The organism is Acinetobacter sp. AOR18_HL, from assembly GCF_027855145.1.
Taxonomy (GTDB): Bacteria; Pseudomonadota; Gammaproteobacteria; order Pseudomonadales; family Moraxellaceae; genus Acinetobacter; species Acinetobacter pittii.
The window spans coordinates 19,395-38,287 of the sequence record NZ_JAKTIG010000040.1 but is presented as its reverse complement, the minus strand read 5'-3'; the positions used below and the strand labels follow the sequence as shown (position 1 = coordinate 38,287).

At 38.2% G+C, this 18,893-nt stretch carries 15 protein-coding genes, 1 tRNA gene and 1 pseudogene; 10 read left to right on the top strand and 7 right to left on the bottom strand.

From position 1 onward, the window contains the following. Positions 1 to 938 (bottom strand): IS30-like element ISAba125 family transposase (locus MKL51_RS11730; protein WP_079396101.1); only part of this gene is annotated, 938 nt, incomplete at its 3' end. Positions 939 to 993: 55 nt separating this feature from the next. On the opposite strand from MKL51_RS11730, the pseudogene MKL51_RS11725 reads away from it, so the two are divergent. Further along, positions 994 to 1,521 (top strand): annotated as a pseudogene (locus MKL51_RS11725) (reverse transcriptase domain-containing protein); the annotation flags it as partial. A gap of 374 nt (positions 1,522 to 1,895) precedes the next feature. Next, entirely contained in the window at positions 1,896 to 4,160 is a 2,265-nt protein-coding gene (locus MKL51_RS11720) for a KAP family P-loop NTPase fold protein (protein ID WP_004705029.1), read from the top strand. A gap of 215 nt (positions 4,161 to 4,375) precedes the next feature. Here the strand turns inward: MKL51_RS11720 and MKL51_RS11715 are convergent, their stop codons facing one another. Both MKL51_RS11715 and MKL51_RS11710 read right to left on the bottom strand, forming a co-directional pair. After that, on the bottom strand, positions 4,376 to 4,699 hold the full coding sequence (locus MKL51_RS11715; RefSeq protein ID WP_002117414.1) for an AzlD domain-containing protein: 324 nt from the start codon (positions 4,697 to 4,699) through the stop codon (positions 4,376 to 4,378). Beyond that, positions 4,696 to 5,391 (bottom strand): AzlC family ABC transporter permease, encoded by a 696-nt coding sequence (locus MKL51_RS11710; RefSeq protein ID WP_031945066.1) that lies wholly within the window; start codon positions 5,389 to 5,391, stop codon positions 4,696 to 4,698. The genes MKL51_RS11715 and MKL51_RS11710 overlap by 4 nt, the downstream gene beginning before the upstream one ends. A 68-nt stretch (positions 5,392 to 5,459) precedes the next feature. On the opposite strand from MKL51_RS11710, the gene MKL51_RS11705 reads away from it, so the two are divergent. Together MKL51_RS11705 and MKL51_RS11700 are read left to right on the top strand one after the other, a co-directional pair. Further along, positions 5,460 to 6,008, top strand: coding sequence for a helix-turn-helix domain-containing protein (locus MKL51_RS11705; protein WP_002117406.1), 549 nt, complete (start codon positions 5,460 to 5,462; stop codon positions 6,006 to 6,008). Positions 6,009 to 6,313: 305 nt separating this feature from the next. After that, positions 6,314 to 7,756, top strand: a complete 1,443-nt coding sequence (locus MKL51_RS11700; protein ID WP_017481789.1) for an amino acid permease — start codon at positions 6,314 to 6,316, stop codon at positions 7,754 to 7,756. Between the two features lie 67 nt (positions 7,757 to 7,823). Here MKL51_RS11700 and pdxR read toward each other — a convergent pair whose 3' ends face one another. After that, a complete protein-coding gene (pdxR, locus tag MKL51_RS11695; RefSeq protein ID WP_025468470.1) occupies positions 7,824 to 9,323 on the bottom strand; it encodes a MocR-like pyridoxine biosynthesis transcription factor PdxR in 1,500 nt (499 codons plus the stop codon). 156 nt (positions 9,324 to 9,479) lie between these two features. On the opposite strand from pdxR, the gene gabT reads away from it, so the two are divergent. Together gabT and MKL51_RS11685 are read left to right on the top strand one after the other, a co-directional pair. After that, on the top strand, positions 9,480 to 10,772 hold the full coding sequence (gabT, locus tag MKL51_RS11690) for a 4-aminobutyrate--2-oxoglutarate transaminase (protein ID WP_017481787.1): 1,293 nt from the start codon (positions 9,480 to 9,482) through the stop codon (positions 10,770 to 10,772). Continuing rightward, the gene (locus MKL51_RS11685; RefSeq protein ID WP_017481786.1) at positions 10,769 to 12,217 is read left to right on the top strand and encodes an NAD-dependent succinate-semialdehyde dehydrogenase; all 1,449 of its coding nucleotides are present in this window, start codon (positions 10,769 to 10,771) and stop codon (positions 12,215 to 12,217) included. The genes gabT and MKL51_RS11685 overlap by 4 nt, the downstream gene beginning before the upstream one ends. Positions 12,218 to 12,321: 104 nt before the next feature. Here the strand turns inward: MKL51_RS11685 and MKL51_RS11680 are convergent, their stop codons facing one another. Beyond that, positions 12,322 to 13,311 carry a LysR substrate-binding domain-containing protein gene (locus tag MKL51_RS11680; RefSeq protein ID WP_017481785.1) on the bottom strand — a complete coding sequence of 330 codons (990 nt, stop codon included), beginning with the start codon at positions 13,309 to 13,311 and terminating at the stop codon, positions 12,322 to 12,324. A gap of 6 nt (positions 13,312 to 13,317) precedes the next feature. Then, a complete protein-coding gene (gene ycaC / locus MKL51_RS11675) occupies positions 13,318 to 13,944 on the bottom strand; it encodes an isochorismate family cysteine hydrolase YcaC (protein ID WP_002052204.1) in 627 nt (208 codons plus the stop codon). Positions 13,945 to 14,221: 277 nt separating this feature from the next. On the opposite strand from ycaC, the gene MKL51_RS11670 reads away from it, so the two are divergent. The 4 genes from MKL51_RS11670 (at position 14,222) to MKL51_RS11655 (ending at position 18,096) form a co-directional block, all read left to right on the top strand. Next, the gene (locus MKL51_RS11670) at positions 14,222 to 15,094 is read left to right on the top strand and encodes a pirin family protein (protein WP_005066907.1); all 873 of its coding nucleotides are present in this window, start codon (positions 14,222 to 14,224) and stop codon (positions 15,092 to 15,094) included. Between the two features lie 440 nt (positions 15,095 to 15,534). Beyond that, complete coding sequence (locus MKL51_RS11665; RefSeq protein ID WP_050557583.1) at positions 15,535 to 16,833, top strand: FAD-dependent oxidoreductase; 1,299 nt, start codon at positions 15,535 to 15,537, stop codon at positions 16,831 to 16,833. Between the two features lie 4 nt (positions 16,834 to 16,837). Beyond that, on the top strand, positions 16,838 to 17,665 hold the full coding sequence (locus MKL51_RS11660; protein WP_270904322.1) for an SAM-dependent methyltransferase: 828 nt from the start codon (positions 16,838 to 16,840) through the stop codon (positions 17,663 to 17,665). An 8-nt stretch (positions 17,666 to 17,673) separates the two neighbouring features. Then, positions 17,674 to 18,096 carry a GFA family protein gene (locus MKL51_RS11655; RefSeq protein ID WP_017387537.1) on the top strand — a complete coding sequence of 141 codons (423 nt, stop codon included), beginning with the start codon at positions 17,674 to 17,676 and terminating at the stop codon, positions 18,094 to 18,096. 639 nt (positions 18,097 to 18,735) lie between these two features. On the opposite strand, the gene MKL51_RS11650 is transcribed toward MKL51_RS11655, so the two are convergent. Next, positions 18,736 to 18,811: transfer RNA gene (locus MKL51_RS11650), tRNA-Thr, on the bottom strand. Positions 18,812 to 18,893: the final 82 nt, after the last annotated feature.

Genomic DNA, 18,893 nt, shown 5'->3' with positions numbered 1-18,893 from the left:
TTTCTAGGACGAGTATTCAGTGACATGGCAACTTGATTTAAATAATGCTGATCTGCCTGATTTAAATCAATCCCTTTAGGTAAATATTGCCTAATTAAACCATTCATATTTTCGCATGTGCCTTTTTGCCAAGGTGAATGTGGGTCACAGAAATATACATCTATGCCTAAATCTTCTTCGAGTATTTTATGTTCTGACATCTCGCGTCCACGGTCATAGGTCAACGTTTTACGCAGTTCTGCAGGTAAATATTTCAGAGCTTCAGTTAAAGCCTTGCGCACTGATTCTGCCTTTGCATCAGGTAATGTTGCCAAGATACAGAGCCGTGTATTTCGTTCAATAAGTGTTGCTATCGAACTTTTATTGTCTTTACCTTTAATTAAATCAGCTTCCCAATGACCCGGTATTTTTCTTTCTTGAACTTCGGCTGGGCGCTCATGAATAGTTTTAATATCCTGTAATATAGAATCTTTTTTAGGTTCACCGTTAGCTTTTCGCTTTTTATTTTCATGACGCAGACAGGATAATAAGTCTTTTTTCAACTCACCCTTGGGTAATGCTCGTATCGTTGAATAAATCGTTGTATGGCTTACATTCATTGTTTGATCCAAATCAGGAAATGTCTTTAAACGCTTTGCTATTTGCTGAGGAGACCATAAACAACGGATCGCTTCAACAATAAATTTCCAGAGGATTGAATCGATTTTGAGTTTTCTGTGACCACGTCTACGTCTAGCGAAGGTGTTATCAGAAGCATATCGAGCTTGATAAACGTCATTGATGCTATTTCTTTTAAGCTCACGATAGATCGTACTAGGATGTCTTTTAATGAGTTCAGCAAATTTTCTGGCTGAAAAGCCTTCTTTTCTTGACTCAAGCATTAATGCAGTACGATCTTCAAAGTTAAGATGATGGTATGACAATTTTATATACTCCATAAACCCTTTAAATTAATTAGGTGGTTTATGTCGCACTTCAAGTTTTACTCTGCCCTGGCTTATTAAGAAAAAATATAAACATGTCCGTTATGCGGATGATCTGATATTTTTTCTTGATTCCGAGCAGCAATGTAAAGAGGTATTTGAATTAGTTTTCAAAGAATTGAATAACCTAGGTTTAACACTTCCGGAAATTGATGCAAAGTCAAAAACACAAATTATTTATGAAAAGGAAACAGTAAATTTTTTAGGATTAGACTTACGATATGAAAATTCAAAATATGACTGGTACATTCCTCCTCATATTATTGAAAATGTTAGAGATAATCTAAATTTTCTGACGGATATCAAAAGTAATATTAAAATGAAACTAAACTTTAGTAAAACTATCACTAGGATGGAGCAGATAGTTTCAGGCTATCAGCATTGTTATAGTGATGCTGATTCCAAAAATTTAAATGATTTTAATAATAGACTACAAATAGAAAAAGAAGATGCAATTAGTTCACTATTCCAAGGGTTAGGAATAGATATTAAGAAAATACATCCCCAATATATGAAATTCTTGTTGGATAGTAACTAAGAAAAATTTTAAGATTTATTCAGTGAATTACTCAACGTTACTTGGCTTACTCGAAATTTTTTTATGATTTCTGCTTTAGTGATCTTTTAATATAGTTTAATCCTTTTTTTGACATTGATTGAATACTCATTTTCATATTTATATCTATCTGTTTTGGTCGTGTCAAAATCGGATGTGATTATTTAAAAAATTAAGTTGAATAAACTCATCGAGTGTTCCAAAATATATTAAACACTAAAATTCTACATGTTTGTATAAGAGGTAGTTTTAATTGATTGATTTTTAAAATATATTGAATTTATAAATTTAGATTGTTTCATTGTTAAATTTTAGGTATATATTATATGAAATAAATAAATTTAATTTTACTACTTATGAATAATATAGATAAATTTAACTTCTCTGCTGACCGTCCAATTCATAAAATTGATGAGGATTTGCTAGGAAGAGCAAAATTTTCGGAAAATTTAGCCGAAGCTATTAGTAACTGGAATGGTAAGGATAGCCTTGTCGTTGCGTTGTATGGAGATTGGGGTGCAGGAAAATCATCAGTAAAAAATATGGCTTTAACATATATTAAGGATAAGTCTTCAAAGCCAATAGTTATTGAGTTTTCACCATGGGAATGGGCGGCGCAAGAAAAAATAACAAAAGCATTTTTTAATGAGATTTCTAAATCGATTGGAAAAGAAAGCTCTTCGGAGAAGAATAAAAAGTTAGCAGATTCATTCAAAAAATATGGTAATTATCTTGCTGCAAGTGAAGTTATTTTGACATCTACATCCAATTCACTCCCATTTATTGTATCTGCAATAGCAGGAATAGGATTTTTCAGTGCATTCCTAAATGACACAAAAATAATTACTTTAATCACTACAGGATTTGTTGCCATAAGTCCTTTTTTGAAATGGGGGGTAGAAAATTTAAAAAGATTAGCTGGGTATTTTGATGAAAAAGCTAAAGACAGTGAAAAAAGTTTGACGGAAATACGAAGTGAATTAAAGGTTGAATTACAAGAGCTTGAAAATCCTATTCTCATAGTTATGGATGACTTAGATAGATTAACTTCTTCAGAATTAAGAATGATTTTTCAACTTATAAAAGCAAATACTGAATTTCCAAATGTAACTTTTCTATTGTTATTTCAAAGAAATATTGTAGAGCAGAGACTCACAGATGCTACTCAATCTGGAAAAGATTACTTAGAAAAAATTATTCAAGTTCCTTTTAATATTCCTCAAGTCTCACAAGAACAAGTACATGAGGTTTTGTTTGATCGTTTAAATAAAATTCTACAATTAGATAAAAATTCTAATTTACAATTTGATCAGGATCGATGGACACAGCTTTATCATGCCGGATTGAAAAATTATTTTAAAAATTTAAGAAATGTATATCGATATACTTCTACGTTAGCATTCCATTTCTCTTTATTAAAGGGACGAACTGTTTTTGAGGCAAATCCAGTAGATTTAATAGCTGTAGAATGTTTGCGTGTGTTTGAGCCAGAGGTCTATAATGAATTGTCAATTTCTAAACATGCATTTACACAATTTCAATCAGTAGGAAGTAGTAGGGAAAATAATAAAGAGGCCTTTAAAATAACAATTAATTCCGTAATATCAAAAACATCAGAAATTAATAGAGAGGGAGTAGAGAAAATATTGAATGAATTATTTCCGACAATTCACTGGATTACGGGTAATTCTTACTATGAATATTCTTCATATAATAATTGGTTTTCAGAAGGTAGAATATGTCATAAAAAAAATTTTGAAAATTATTTTCAATTATCCTTATCTGAAAATGATATTACTAAGTCTGATTTGGTTGATTTTATTGGTTTAACAGCTAATGAAAATTTAATGAAAAGTAAGATTTTAGAGTTAAATGCTAGCCATAAGTTGAAAGAGTTCCTTTCACAATTTGAGTCTTATGAAAATCAAGTGGTTGAAGATTCAGCTATTCCTTATATATCAACATTAATAGACGTAGGAGATTTAGTGAATGATGATGATACAAGTTTTTTTGATATATTCGGTGCTCAATCTTTTATATATCGACTAATTTATAACTTTCTTAGTCGTATTGATAACATAGAAAAACGGGGTGAAATAATATTAGAATGTTTTAAAAAATCAAATGAATTTGTGATGATTGCAAAATTACTTGTATCCGAGCAAACTAAAAGGAATGAAAATAAAGAAATATTATTAGATGATTTTCATTATATTTCAATTAAAGAGCTGTTTGTGAAAAAATTAAAGGTGTTTGCATTTTCTAATAAAGAGAGTTTATTGGAAAATAAGGCACTCTTAACGCTTTTATATCGTTGGAAAGAATGGGGAGAAGTACAGGATATAAATAATTGGATAGATTTAATCTCAACCAATTTTCAAGATTTATTAAAATTCTTATCTCAATGCATTCAGTATAGTACATCTTTTGATGGTAAAGTTAGTAAAAAGCATTATTACATTAAAGTTGGTAATATAAATGATTTCTATGATGTTAAAAAAATTGAACAAATAATCAATAGTGCTGATAAATCGAAATTAAGTACGGAAGAAATATATACGATAAAGCTATTCAATGAAGGTATCGTGAAATTTAGTAATGGTAATGAAGATAATTGGTGAGGACTAAATTATACATCAAATAAATTTAAGAAAGGTCAATTGTGGGCTAACTTATTTTGTGAGTACAAGTTTTTGTTAATTTTTAGTTTTTAAATTTAACATATTACTTAACATTATTGCTTAATTAGTTGTAATTAAATAGTTTATTTTTTATTGGTGGATATATCCGTTCTAATCAAAGTTGCAAAAAAGGCGAGTTTATCTCGCCTTTTTTATTACTCAATTCCAAGCAAACGTATCAGTGCCGTGCCAGCAGCTGCCAAGCAAATCACCAATAACAGCGGTACTTTTTTCCAAACCAAGAACAGTGCTAAGCCAACACCAAATATACGCGCGAACCCCGCAAAATGTTGACCTTCAAAAAATGTTGTCGTCACTGCAATCGCACAGAGCAAAACAGTCGCACCATTTGAGAGTAAAACTTGGTATTTTTCAGAAAAAGAGAACTTGGCACCCAAATGAAAACCAGCGAAACGAATCCCATAGGTTCCAAGTGCTAGTAAGCCGATACCTAAAATAATTAGTAATTGTTGACTCATTTCTTTCTACCAAATATCAAGCCAAAAAGTGAAATCAGAATTGGAAGTCCTGAGGCCAAAAAGGGCGTGGTGATCAGTGCTAAAGTTGATCCGGCAAATGCGGCTTTTCGAGTAGATTTATTCTTTAAAGCATTAAAAGTAAGTGCAATTAAAATCGCTGGGAAAATGGCATCTAAGCCAAATGTTTTAGGGTCTGGAATAGCACTTCCAATAAAATAACCCGCCGTTACACCAAGTGGCCAACTGAGCATAATGCCTATACCACATAACCAGTAAGCAGCTTTTTTCGTCTCAAAATTGGGCTGTGCCATACCAAACAAAACGCTTTCATCGTTCATGATATGTGCCCCAAAATATCGAGAAAATTTGCCTCGTATTAGTTCATTGACTGCAATACCAAAAGGTAGATGTCTTAAATTGACGAGTAGTCCTGCAATTGCCGCTGCAATTGGGCTACCACCTACAGCCAAGAAACCAATAAAGATAAATTCGGCAGTTCCTGCGAGCACAAAAACGGATAGGCAAAGCGGGATCCAGAGCGCTAAGCCATAACTTGCAGCAAGTGAACCTAAAGACATACCAACGACACTCGTCGCTAGGCACACAAAGAAAATCGAGCGGGTAGTGTCTTTACTTAGTTTTTTAATCAGAGAGTATGTGGACATAGCATGATATAACGAACGATTTTCCATTATAATGAATAAGTCTGATCGTTTTGTCAAAACGAACGATCGTTTTTTTTATAGAACGGATGTGGTGAATGTCTCAGCCAATTGAAATTATTGCCAAAGGTTTAACGCGTGAACGTCAAAGAGCAGGGCTTTCATTGGCAGAGGTTGCTCGTCGTGCAGGTGTCGCTAAATCTACACTGTCACAATTAGAGGCAGGGCAAGGTAATCCTAGTATTGAAACTTTATGGGCACTTTGTGTTGCACTGAATATTCCATTTGCACGCTTGATGGAAGAACCAAGTAATCAGGTACAAGTGATTCGCTGTGGCGATGGGCCAACAGTGAGTTCTGAGATTGCCAATTACAAAGCAATTTTGTTAGCGACTTGTCCGCCACATGCGCGCCGAGATGTTTATTTACTAATTGTTGAACCAGGCGAAGATCGTCTTTCAGAACCACATCCAGTGGGCTCTGTGGAGCATATTATTGTGGTTGAAGGTAAAGCTTTGGTGGGCTTAATTGATGAAGCTGTTGAGCTTGGTGTTGGAGACTATATTTGTTATCCAGCTGACCAGAAACATATATTTAGAGCTTTGGAAACAGGCACAAAGGCATTATTAATTTCTGAACAAAACTAAAGAAATTCAATCTGATTAAAATAAAAACTAAAAGCCATTTACCAGCATCCCCTACAAAAAGGGCCAATTTTGCGTATAAATTTTGCAATTGGCTCTCTCTTTTATTACAAAAATGGCTCTCGTTTCTTGAGTGCCGAAACGACAAATTAAAGCTATTGGAAGTATGCATACGGAAGCGCCGGATAAGCTCAGTGAATTTTCTGTTTTAGGAATTGGGCAGAACGGCTAAATTTTTAGGGGATATTTTTTGGCTTCGGAGGATTTCCGAGACTAGCCGATATCCTCCATATATTAAGGAAAATGATATGGCAGCTCATCAAAATGGTTCTGAAGCCAATCACTCCCAAAGTTTAAAACATGGACTTAAATCACGCCACTTAACCATGATCTCGATTGCAGGGGTTATTGGTGGCTCTCTCTTTGTTGGCTCAGGCAGTATTATCTACAACACCGGCCCTGTAGTTTTTCTAACTTATGCTTTAGGTGGCCTCCTAGTTTGGTTCATCATGCGTATGTTAGGCGAAATGGCCGTTTTAAATCCCGACAGTGGCTCTTTTTCAACTTATGCAGACCGTGCGATTGGCCGTTGGGCAGGGTTTTCAATTGGTTGGTTGTACTGGTGTACGCTGGCGATGCTCATGGGCTGGGAAGCTTATGTAGCAGGAAAAATTTTAAATAACTGGTTCCCGTTTATTCCGATCTGGGTTTATATGACCGTCGTCATTGGCGCACTGGTTGTTGTTAATTTACAAAACGTGAAAAACTATGGTGAATTTGAGTTTTGGTTCGCCCTCATCAAAGTCATCGCGATTGTTATTTTCCTTGTGATTGGTAGTTTAGCCATCATGCATTTGTGGCCTTGGGGTAATCCGGCTGCTTCTGGTATTAGTAATTTAACCTCTCAAGGCTTTATGCCAAATGGCGGCTCATCCGTTATCACAGCCTTGCTTGGGGTCATGTTTGCCTACATAGGTGCTGAAATTGTTACGGTAGCGGCAGCAGAGTCGGCAAATCCATCAAAAGAAATTCGTAAAGCATCAAACTCGGTGGTTTGGCGAATTATTTTATTCTACGTTGGTTCAATGTTCGTTGCGGTATGTCTTATTCCTCACAACAATGAACTTTTGAAAGATTCAACTTGGGGAACCTATAGCGTAACGTTGTCTGCACTGGGTATTCCTGGCGCACGCCATATCGTAAACTTTGTGGTTCTAACCTCAGTATGTAGTTGCTTTAACTCAGCTCTTTATACGTGTTCACGTATGTTGTTCTCTTTAGCTAAACGTGGTGATGCACCGAAAAGTTTTGGCTCTGTAAACAGTAAAAGCAGTCCTTGGGTGGGCGTGATTGTGTCATGCTTCTTCTCTGTAATTGCCGTGATTTTAACTGCAACCGAGAGTATGAATGTTTATGACTTTTTCATGCTAACAACAGGTGCAGCCACACTCTATGTTTACCTGACTATTGCTTATTCTCAGCTTCGTATGCGTAAAAAATTAGAGGCTGAAGGCGTAAAAATTGACTTTAAAATGTGGATGTTCCCTTATCTAACTTACGTGGTAATTTTTGCAATTATTGGTGCAATTCTTACCATGTTGATTGAAGGCACCTATTTTAAAGAAGTGATTTACACCACAGCGCTGTTCGGCATTATTGTGTTCTTCGGATTATTGTCTGAAAAACTGGGTTGGGGTAAAGATCGTCGCGCAACCCATTTAACTCATAGTCATGAAGAAAAGTTAGTTTAAATTTTTAAATAAAAAAAGAGCCTTACAAACAGGCTCTTTTTTTATTTGTCTTAATAACAGATGAAAGTTAATTCAGCGTAGGCACGCCTGCTTCACGTAAGCACTGCAGCAAGACGCCAAAAGCCATCACCATATCTTTTTCATTTACACAGGCAAAGCCCATCAGCAGCCCACGTTCTGCATGTGCATGTGATTGCATGTAGTATTGAGATAAGGGACGAACTTTGACACCACGGTCAAGCGCTGTGGCTGCAATCGCGACATCATCGCAAGAGTTTGGCAGTTTTAAAACCAGATGTAATCCTGCTGCTTCATCATATTCATGAATAAATTCGGGGCCAAGATAACGTTGAATTAAGCTCACCAAGTAGTCGCGGCGCTTGCCATAAAGTAGGCGCATACGGCGAATATGCGCTTCATAATGGCCTTCACGAATAAATTCAGCGAGGGCTTTTTGCTCAAGCAAGTGCCCACCACGATAAAGCTCGGCTGCAACAATACGTAGCGGTGAAAATAACGGCTTAGGGACGACCAAATAGCCAATTCTTAAGGATGGATAAATAGTTTTACTAAACGTGCCCATATATAAAACAGGTGCGTTATTTTCTAAGCCTTGCAAAGATGGATAAGGCTGGCCCGAGAAACGGAACTCACTGTCATAGTCATCTTCTACAATCCAGCTATTGTGCTGACGTGCGATTTGAATCAATTGTCTGCGACGATCAAGGCTTAAATGTGAGCCAAGCGGATATTGATGTGATGGTGTGACAAAAATGAGTTTAGGCGGTACTGCCGGATTTTCTTCAGGAATAATGCCTTCAGCGTCGACAGGCATGGGCTGAATATCGAGGCCATTAATCCGTAACGTATTACGCATTCCCCAATAAGCGGGATCTTCAATCCAGACTTTATCTCCCATATCACTCAGTGCACGTGAGACTAAATCAATGGCTTGGTGAATGCCTTCGGTAATAATAATCTGGTCTGCATCGCACTGGACTGAACGCGCAACACGTAGGTAATCTGCCAATGCACTTCGAAGCTCTATGCATCCACCTGCGTTGCTATAAATCAAGCGGTTAATGTCCGGTTCGCGGCTTAAGCGTGCTTGAATACGACTAAAAATATGATGTGGAAACTCGGTAACATCGGGTGCTCCCGGAACAAAAGCTCCCCATTGATGTGGCGAGGCGGCGGCATAGCCTAATAAGTTTGAGCCACGCTGTGAGAGGGCATAGGAACTTTGAATATTTGGGCTAGAAACTACTTTTTTCTTGTTCTGTGTATTTAAAAAACTCTCTGGCAACTTTTCGGCAACCCATGTGCCATGTCCTGTCCGTGCTTCTAAATAGCCTTCGGCCTGTAGTTGTTCGTAGGCACTAAGAACGGTATTTCTCGAAACATGAATTTCACTGGCTAAATCGCGTGATGCAGGTAGACGAGTCTTCGGCTGGATGACTCCATCAATAATGGCACCACGCAGACAACGGAAAAGGCGTTGATGTAGTTTCCCTTCAGTGTCCTGTTGGAGTCGTTGCAGCAAATGATCTCCAAGTAAACTACGCAATTGGCTCTCTCCTACAGTTAAAAAGTGGCTCTCGTCAGTTGCCATCAGACGAGCGAAATTACATGCATAGGCAGTCGTTGTAAAGCACCCTGAAAATTAAGCACAGGATGCAAAAAAACTAAGCTGCAACTGATGATGAAAATATGAGGGAATCAAATGGATACTCAACATTCTGCACTTAACGCACGTAAACAGCAAGCAACTCCACGTGGTGTAGGCGTGATGTGTCAGTGGTATGCGGAAAAAGCTGAAAATGCCACGATTTGGGACAAGGAAGGCAACCAATTTATCGATTTCGCTGGTGGTATTGCAGTTTTAAATACAGGCCATCGCCACCCTAAAGTCATTGCAGCGGTGACTGAACAACTTACTAAATTTACGCATACTGCGTATCAAGTTACGCCTTATGAAAGCTATGTGGCTTTAGCTGAACGTATTAATGAACGCGCGCCAATTGCTGGTCCTGCGAAGGCAGCTTTTTTCACAACAGGTGCAGAAGCAGTTGAAAATGCAGTAAAGATTGCTCGTTGTTACACAGGTCGTCACGGCATTATCACGTTTGGTAACGGTTTCCACGGCCGTTCATTTATGACCATGGCAATGACAGGTAAAACAGCACCTTACAAACGTGATTTCGGTGTTATGCCAGCGGGTGTGTTCCACGCACGTTACCCTGTACCTGCTAAAGGTATTTCAGTAGACGCGGCAATTGAAAGCGTTGAAGATATTTTTAGTGAAGATATTGCTCCACATGATGTTGCGGCAATCGTACTTGAGCCAGTACAAGGGGAAGGCGGTTTCAATGTTGTGCCAGCTGATTTCTTAAAACGTTTACGCTCAATTTGCGACAAGCACGGTATTTTACTTGTCGCTGATGAAGTTCAATCTGGTTTTGCTCGTACTGGTAAGTTATTTGCGATGAACCATTATGAAACTAAAGCAGACCTCATCACGATGGCGAAAAGCTTGGGCGGCGGTTTTCCTATTTCGGGTGTTGTGGGCCGTGCAGAAGTCATGGATGCGCCAAACCCGGGTGGTCTAGGCGGTACTTATGCAGGTAGCCCGATTGCAGTTGCAGCTGCGCATGCTGTGATTGACGCGATTGAAGAAGAAAACTTATGCGACCGTGCCAATGAATTAGGCGCTGAATTAGTTGCTACGCTTAAAGATATTCAGCAAACAACTGGTGACGTCGTAACCGATATTCGTGCATTGGGTTCAATGGTTGCAGTAGAACTTGAGACTGCTGAACAAGCAAAAGTTGTACAAAACTATGCAATGGAAAACGGGTTGTTACTTCTTACTTGTGGTAAATACGGTAATGTAATTCGTTTCTTATATCCATTAACCATTCCTGCTGAGCAATTCCGTCAAGGTCTTGATATCTTGAAACAAGGTTTTGCGACACTAAAAGTAGGTAGTGCAAAAGCAATGGAGCAATCTGCATGATTCAAAATAATTTGCAGTATTTATTAAAACATCCTGATATTTCATTAGAAGCACCTGCATCAAATGACTATATCGAGGTGAATGATGCTGCTACGGGTGAAACTTTGGCATGGGTGAAAACCTATGACCGTGCAGGGGTTGAAGCCGCAATTAACCGTTCGGCAAAAGCGCAAGCTGCTTGGAAAAAGCAAACTGCCTTGGCGCGTGCTGATGTGTTATTGGCATGGTACAACCTCATGCTTGAGCACAAAGAAAATCTGGCACAGATTTTAACGGCTGAGCAAGGTAAACCATTGGCAGAAGCACGTGGTGAAATTGGTTATGCAGCATCATTCATTCGCTGGTTTGCCGAGCAAGCGCGTCGTATTGATGGTGAAGTCTTAACACCTACGTTGCCAAACCAACGTTTGCTTGTGATTAAACAAGCGATTGGGGTAACTGCCGCAATTACGCCGTGGAACTTCCCGGCTGCCATGATTACGCGTAAAGCAGGTCCAGCGATTGCTGCGGGTTGTTCAATGTTGGTTAAACCGGCAGAGCAAACGCCGTTAACCGCCTATGCGCTTGAAGTATTGGCATTACAAGCAGGCTTACCAGCTGATGTTTTAATTAACATTAGTGGTGATGCGGTTGAAGTGGGTAAAACCCTATGTGAAAGCGATATTGTCCGTAAGTTAAGCTTCACAGGTTCAACCCAAGTTGGCCGTATCTTGATGCAACAATGTGCGCCAACCATTAAAAAGCTTTCACTTGAACTTGGTGGTAATGCACCAGTTGTGGTATTTGACGACGCTAATCTTGAACAAGCAGTTCAGGGTATTATGGCAAGTAAATATCGTAACAGCGGTCAAACCTGTGTCTGCGCTAACCGTATTTATGTTCAAGACGGTATTTATGATGCATTAGCAGAGCGTTTGGTTGAAGCCGTGTCTAAGCTTAAAGTTGGCGATGGCCGTCAAGAAGGTTCAACTCAAGGGCCTTTAATTGATGAAGATGCGATTGCAAAAGTTCAGTCTCATATTGCAGATGCAACTGAGAAAGGCGCGACAATTCGTATTGGTGGTCAACGCTCGGCACTTGGTGGCACATTCTTTGAACCGACTGTGTTAACTGGCGTAACGCAAGACATGAAAGTGTCTAAAGAAGAAACTTTTGGTCCGCTTGCACCACTATTCCGCTTTAAAACTGAAGATGAAGCAGTGGCGATGGCGAACGATACCGAGTTTGGTTTAGCTGCTTATTTGTTTACTCAAAGCACAGCTCGTCAATGGCGAGTGGGTGAAGCACTTGAGTACGGTATGGTCGGCATTAACACGGGCGCGATTTCAAATGAAGTTGCTCCGTTTGGTGGCGTAAAACAGTCAGGTCTAGGTCGTGAAGGTTCAAAATTCGGCATCGAAGAATATGTTGAAATGAAATACCTATGCGTAGACTTATCTGAGTAAGGAATAAAGCGAGTTCGTTTTGTTCTGAACGAAAACATACAGTTATGCTGTATGTGATGTTTCACAAAAAACCGGTCATGCCCATTCATGACCGGTTTTTTATTTTAAGTCGATAGATAGCCATCACGACTTTCAGGCAAACGCCTGAGTTCATCAATCAGCGTTTCAATGAGTTTTTCAACCACCAAACGCTGACCTTTTCTTGAAACATATACCAATTGCAACGTACCAATATTCGACTTCCAGTCAGGAAGAATATGTATAAGCGTACCTTTACGAATTTCAGATTCGACGGTTAAAAAAGGAAGGTCGGCAATGCCTAAACCATCCATCACGGCATAATACACACCAGCCAAATCATTACTTTTGATTCGTGGTTGATAAGGCACATCAACCGATTCGCCGTTACGAATATTGCATAAATGCCAAATAGGATTTTGCTTTTGCGTACCTAAGCTAATACTTGGAAAGTCCTGTAATTCTGAATAATATTCAATGATCCGACCTTGCAGTAATTCAGGCGAAGCCACCAAACAATGATCGGTTTTAATCACATCACGAACAATTAAATTCGAATCTTCATTGGGTTCAAAATTGGTACGAATCGCGAGGTCGATGTCATCATGCAAGATATCTACCCGACGGCTTGTTAGCTCGAGTGCGATCTCAACTTTTGGGTAAGTTTTTAAAAACTGATTTAAAATTTTTCTAATTTGAAAATGCATCATTAAAGGTGGGCAACTTACTTTTACCAGACCTTGAGGTTCACTTTTTTGCTTTAATAACACGTTTTCTGCACATTCAACTTGAGTAATAACTTTGCAGCATTCCTCATAAAACTCTTGGCCTAAATCGGTCACTTTAAAATGGCGTGTTGTTCTTTGAATCAGGCTGACATTAAATTTATTTTCAAGGTCAATAATGCGTCGGCTGAGCTTAGATTTACTAATATTTTCGGCTTCACTAGCCGCACTAAAACCGCCGTGTTTTACGACCAAATAAAAATAATAAAAATCATCAAAAGAGCTTATCAATGTCCGATCAATCCATTTAAATTTAAGATTAGAGCGCTTAAGGCACTCTAATCTTGGCAATAGAACTTATTTTTGTGAGGTATTAAAGCTATAGCTGGTCATCAGGTTGCGATAATCAGGAATATGATTTGAGAAGAGTGCACCTAGACCTTCCACATCATTACGCCAGTCGCGGTGTAACTCACACGCCATACCAAACCAAGTCATCAGCTGAGCACCTGCTTTTGACATACGATCCCAAGCAGCATCACGTGTTAATTCGTTGAAAGTACCAGAAGCATCGGTAATCACAAACACTTCAAAACCTTCTGCGAGTGCAGATAAAGCTGGGAATGCCACACAAACCTCAGTTACTACACCTGCAATAATTAATTGTTTTTTACCTGTCGCTTTAACTGCTTTTACAAAGTCTTCATTGTCCCAAGCATTGATTTGACCAGGACGAGGAATAAATGGCGCATCTGGGAAAAGTTCTTTTAATTCTGGAACTAAAGGACCGTTTGGACCGTTTTCAAAACTAGTCGTAAGAATAGTGGGTAAATTAAAATATTTAGCAGCATCAGCAAGTGCTAATACATTGTTTTTAAATTTATCTGGGTCGATATCTCGAACTAAAGAAAGTAAACCTGCTTGATGGTCAACTAAAAGAACCGCAGCATTATCCTTGTCTAAACGCACGTAATCTTGAGCCATTTTTTATGTCCTCGTGTTATCAAAATAAATAATCAAAAATTATTGAGTAGGTCGTTATTGCCTAAAATTATGCTAGTTGAGTTTTATGTCGTGATTAAGTCTAAAAAATAGGATTAAGAATTTTAAAAATAGGACGATCTTAAAAAGAGCACATTAAATTCTATGATTGTCCCATAGATGAAATAATGTGTTGCTAATCCTGATCTATAAACTGCAATTATTGAGGCGTAAAATCAATACCAGTTCAAGAAAATCCTACATATATAGGAGAGATCAGATGAAGAAATTTCTTGGTGCATATCAAAATAACCACATGCATTGGGTGGGTGATGGTTTCCCTGTATATAACCTATTCTCTTATGACCGTTTAGGCCAAACCCTAAGCCCATTTTTGCTACTCGATTATGCAGCGCCTTATACATTCTCGCCAACGACTGAACAGCAAGGTGTCGGTTCGCATCCTCACCGTGGCTTTGAAACAGTGACCATCGCCTACCAAGGTGAGGTGACTCATAAAGATTCAAGCGGCGGCGGCGGAACTATTAAAACCGGTGATGTGCAATGGATGACTGCGGGTGCAGGCGTGTTGCATGAAGAGTTCCATTCTCCTGAATTTGCAGAGCATGGTGGTCTGTTTGAAATGGTGCAATTGTGGGTAAATTTACCTGCTCATTCAAAAATGACGCCTGGAAAATACCAAGCGATTGAAGCGAAAGATATTCCAGACATTGCACTAGACGAGCACGGTAGTCATTTACGTGTGATTGCTGGTGAATATGCAGATGCAAAAGGTGCTGCAACTACATTTAGCCCATTAAATGTATGGGATGGTAAATTGGCTAAAGGCCAAAAACATACCCTCTATGTACCTGAAGGTCACACCACGCTTGTTGTGATATTAGATGGTGCGGTTGTGGTCAATGATGCAAATCGTCTGGAAGGTAAAACCGTTGCGATTTTATCTCGTGAGGGTGTTGAGTTTAGTTTAAATGCAGAAGAAGACACTAAATTTTTAGTGTTGACTGGTCAACCACTCAATGAACCAATCGAAGGTTATGGTCCATTCGTCATGAATACCAAAGCTGAGATTATGGAAGCGATTAATGATTTTAATCGTGGAAAATTCGGTTCAATCATGCAAGAAGCATAAATTACCGAATTGCATTTGAATAACCTCTAAAAACAAAGTAATAAAAAGCCCGCTATCAAGTGTGAATAGCGGGCTTTTTCGCTGTAAAGATTCTGTTTTTATGATGGTTTTCATTGTTGTTGCGGCATTGTTTTATGTGATTTGCTTCTCATTATTATGACTTAATAATATATTAAAAAAAGATTCTTGTAAAACAAATGATATAAAAATAGTTAAATTATCTTATTTTATTTAAAAGATTTTTTTTAAATTTTCAAAAAATATAAGGTTTTATCGGCTTCTCTGATTTTGTAAAAAAATATAAAAACTTGATCTGATTAGTAGCTAAATATTTTCTATATAAATTGATGCAAAAAATAAAAATCTGGTAGTTTTTAATACGGTGTTTTTTTGGGGTATGAGTGATAATCAAAAAAATTCTCGAAAAATGGGACATCATTTTGAATATCGCAATTATTGGCAGTGGAATGGCAGGTCTTGCGGCAGCAAGAATTCTGAAAGATGCAGGGCATACGATCACGATATTTGAAGCACTTCCTGGCCGGGGAATGGATAGCCATAGCATTGAGTTCGATGGTGGAATTATTGATGCACCGCTACGTGTGATGAATCCTCACTTATGGAAAAATACACTCAGCCTTGCTGCTCATTTAGGTATTAAAACCTTTCCAGTTCGTACATATATGTCATGTAGCTGGTTATTCGAAGATCGTACGGAAACATGGTTAACGACTTCTCGTAGCCGTATTGGTAATTTCCCGATTATCAATAACCGTAAAGGCATCCAGCAATATGGCTGGCGTCTTGTGAAAGGGATGTTGCAATTAAAAACTGCGATTCACCAGTTTTTCAAATCTAAAAATCAAGATATTACCCTCGCTGAATTTATTAATCAGAACGATATTGAGGAAGTATTCTGGCATGGTGTGGTTATGCCAGTGCTCTACACAATCTGTACATGTAATCCGAAAACAATTGGCGATTGGCCTGCAAAAAACTTACTTGAGTTTTTACGTCACTTAACTGATGGCGACATGTTGTTGCGCATGAAAGGTGGCACACCAGCATTTGTAGATAGCTTGATTAAAGGCATCGATATCCATAGCGGATCGGCAATTAAGAAAGTTGAGCAACAAGGCGAAAAAGTACTGGTTGAAAACAGCCAAGGTGAACAAAACTTATTTGATCGAGTGATTGTTGCAACGCCAACGTCTAAAATCGATGAGTTTTTAAATCCTGAACAGTTTGCAGAAGATATGAACTTGCTTAAGCAATTCCGCTTTGAACAAGGCGATCTTGTGATTCATACCGATGCGACCGTCATGCCGCCACGCCGTAAAGACTGGTCAGTGTTGAGCTATATGATGGACCGTAAGTTTACGCGTCAGCAATTTACAGTTTGGATGAATGCGGTTGAGCCAACACTCGTGGGTAAAAATCCTGTATTCCAAACTTGGCGTCCAGTGGTTGATATTGACCCTAAAAAAGTTATTTCAAAAGTGACTTTAACGCGTGCGGTTGTAGACTCGCAAACGGTTGCTTTAAACAAAGAATTGCAACAACGTCATTTAGACCCAAACCGTAAAGTATTTTACTGTGGTTCATGGTCGTGCGATGGCTTGCCAATTTTAGAGTCAGCAGTGACTTCTGCCATGCATATTGCTGAAATTTTAGGTGCACCTTTACCATTTATAGGCTTAAAACCTAAGGTGGAAGTTGCCCCAGAACTCGGCTACTAAAATTGTGAAAACAAAAGTTCGAGCAGCTCTCTCTCGACTCATTCCCCATAAATATGCAATTGATGCATCAAGCTTAGGGGATGATGGGGAGCTTGCTTGGACAAATTTGGGTTTTTGGAAAAATACTCAAAACTACCGTGAAGCTTGTTCCCAATTGGCTGACCAGTTGGCACAGGCTGTCAATTTAAATTCAAAAGATCATCTCTTAGATTTAGGCTGTGGACAGGGTGCAAGTTTGTTGCACTGGTTACAGCATTATCAGCCTAAAAGCCTCAGTGCAGTTGACTTACAAGCCCAATGTGTCCATAAAATTCAAAAGCTTATTCCCGAAATAAGCCAGATTTTCTGTGGTTCATTTTTAAATTTAAAACAATTTGAATTTAAACATTGCTTCGATGTAGTGCTCTGTATCGATGCCGCTTATCACAGCAATTTAAATTCATTTCTAGATTCCATCGCTCCAGTTTTAAATTCAAAAGGACGATTAGGTTTTCACTACCTAATGCGTGCCGATTCATGTCAAAACATGACCGCTCTACAAGAACAAAAGCATCGTTATTTACTCAAAGCAGCAAATGTCGCTTGGGATACTGTGCCAAATGAAAAAATGCTCAGATCTACCTTGGAACAACAAGGTTTTGTCGATATTCAAATTGAAGATTTATCTAAGCAAGTGTTACTCGGTTTTTCGCAATATATTCAAAATCAACAAGGACAAAAGCAAAGCCGAGGATTGGCAAATTTTAAAATTCAAATGACTGCAAAGTTATGCCAACAACTCTACCAAAATGGATATGTACGTTATATTCAAATCACAGCAATAAAAAAATAGGATGAGCTATGTCAGCCAAATATCAAGGATCGTGTTTATGTGGAGCTGTGAGCTACCAAAGTGAAGCAGAGCCACGTTATAGCTTTAATTGCCATTGCCGAGATTGCCAAAAGGCAACAGGTTCAGCATATGCACCAATCGCTTTTTTTCACCAGTCTGAATTGAAAGTAAGTGGTGAGCTGAAATATTTTGAGACTTTGGGATCTTCTGGTCGAGCTATTAAAAGAGCATTCTGCCCGACGTGTGGTTCTCAGCTTTTTGGCTTACCTGAAATTGCACCTGAAATGATTTCAATACGTGCAGGTACTTTGGATGACCCGAGTCTCTATCAGCCTAGAGCAGAGGTGTTTGTGAGCCAAGCCTATGCATGGGATACGCTCAACCCAAATCTTAGACATTTTGAAAAAATGATAGAGAAGAGCAAGAAATAAAGCTTAATTAAAAAAGCCAAATATCCCTAAAATAATCACTAAAGTAAGGCTACCAATAGCTAGAAATAATATAGTTTTTCTATATTTTAGCTGCGGCATTTTACTTACAATGAAAATAAGGCAGGCGAGTATGAGCGCTAAGGGCTGAAAAATATTTGATGGCAAAGTAAACATCTCGTTCCTTGTTATTTTAAATTTATTTTAGAAATAAAGTAATAATCTCATTATATCGTCTTCTTATTTAATTGACGAACAGAACTTGTTTATAAATTCATATTTTTATTTCAATGATAGTAAATCAAGTTTTAAATTTAAAAGAACCATGTACGCTTTTTCGTACATACATTCGGGAAATTGGCGTCTTTTTATGACGTGATGAATTGCCTATGATGAACTCATCAGGAACAGGAAGTTCCGAAACGTAAAACAACAATAATAAGTTTAAGCATCAGGACGTGAGGTATTACAGGAAGTGTACCTAGTAACGAAATACGAAAAAAGCCCAACAGGATGTTGGGCTTTTTTCATTTCTTATTAACGAATTTCTTTGCCACCTAAGACAATAGAGTCACAAGGTAGATTGTAAAATCTACAGACAACAAAAAACCCCATAAATCAAATATTCATGAGGTTTGATGATGGTGCCGGCACACGGATTCGAACTGTGGACCTACTGATTACAAGTCAGTTGCTCTACCAACTGAGCTATGCCGGCAACGTGGAGTGAATTTTACAGTTTCTTAAAAAAATTACAAGCCAAAAAATGAGCATTTAAATTTTTTCATATCATTTTTAAT

What these genes read in the sequence shown, in the direction of transcription:
- MKL51_RS11670 (WP_005066907.1), top strand. Translation starts at nt 14,222, where the DNA reads ATGAAGAAATTTCTTGGTGCATATCAAAATAACCACATGCATTGGGTG.
- gabT (WP_017481787.1), top strand. Translation starts at nt 9,480, where the DNA reads ATGGATACTCAACATTCTGCACTTAACGCACGTAAACAGCAAGCAACT.
- MKL51_RS11715 (WP_002117414.1), bottom strand. Translation starts at nt 4,699, where the DNA reads ATGAGTCAACAATTACTAATTATTTTAGGTATCGGCTTACTAGCACTT.
- MKL51_RS11655 (WP_017387537.1), top strand. Translation starts at nt 17,674, where the DNA reads ATGTCAGCCAAATATCAAGGATCGTGTTTATGTGGAGCTGTGAGCTAC.
- ycaC (WP_002052204.1), bottom strand. Translation starts at nt 13,944, where the DNA reads ATGGCTCAAGATTACGTGCGTTTAGACAAGGATAATGCTGCGGTTCTT.
- MKL51_RS11710 (WP_031945066.1), bottom strand. Translation starts at nt 5,391, where the DNA reads ATGGAAAATCGTTCGTTATATCATGCTATGTCCACATACTCTCTGATT.
- MKL51_RS11705 (WP_002117406.1), top strand. Translation starts at nt 5,460, where the DNA reads ATGTCTCAGCCAATTGAAATTATTGCCAAAGGTTTAACGCGTGAACGT.
- MKL51_RS11685 (WP_017481786.1), top strand. Translation starts at nt 10,769, where the DNA reads ATGATTCAAAATAATTTGCAGTATTTATTAAAACATCCTGATATTTCA.
- MKL51_RS11720 (WP_004705029.1), top strand. Translation starts at nt 1,896, where the DNA reads ATGAATAATATAGATAAATTTAACTTCTCTGCTGACCGTCCAATTCAT.
- MKL51_RS11700 (WP_017481789.1), top strand. Translation starts at nt 6,314, where the DNA reads ATGGCAGCTCATCAAAATGGTTCTGAAGCCAATCACTCCCAAAGTTTA.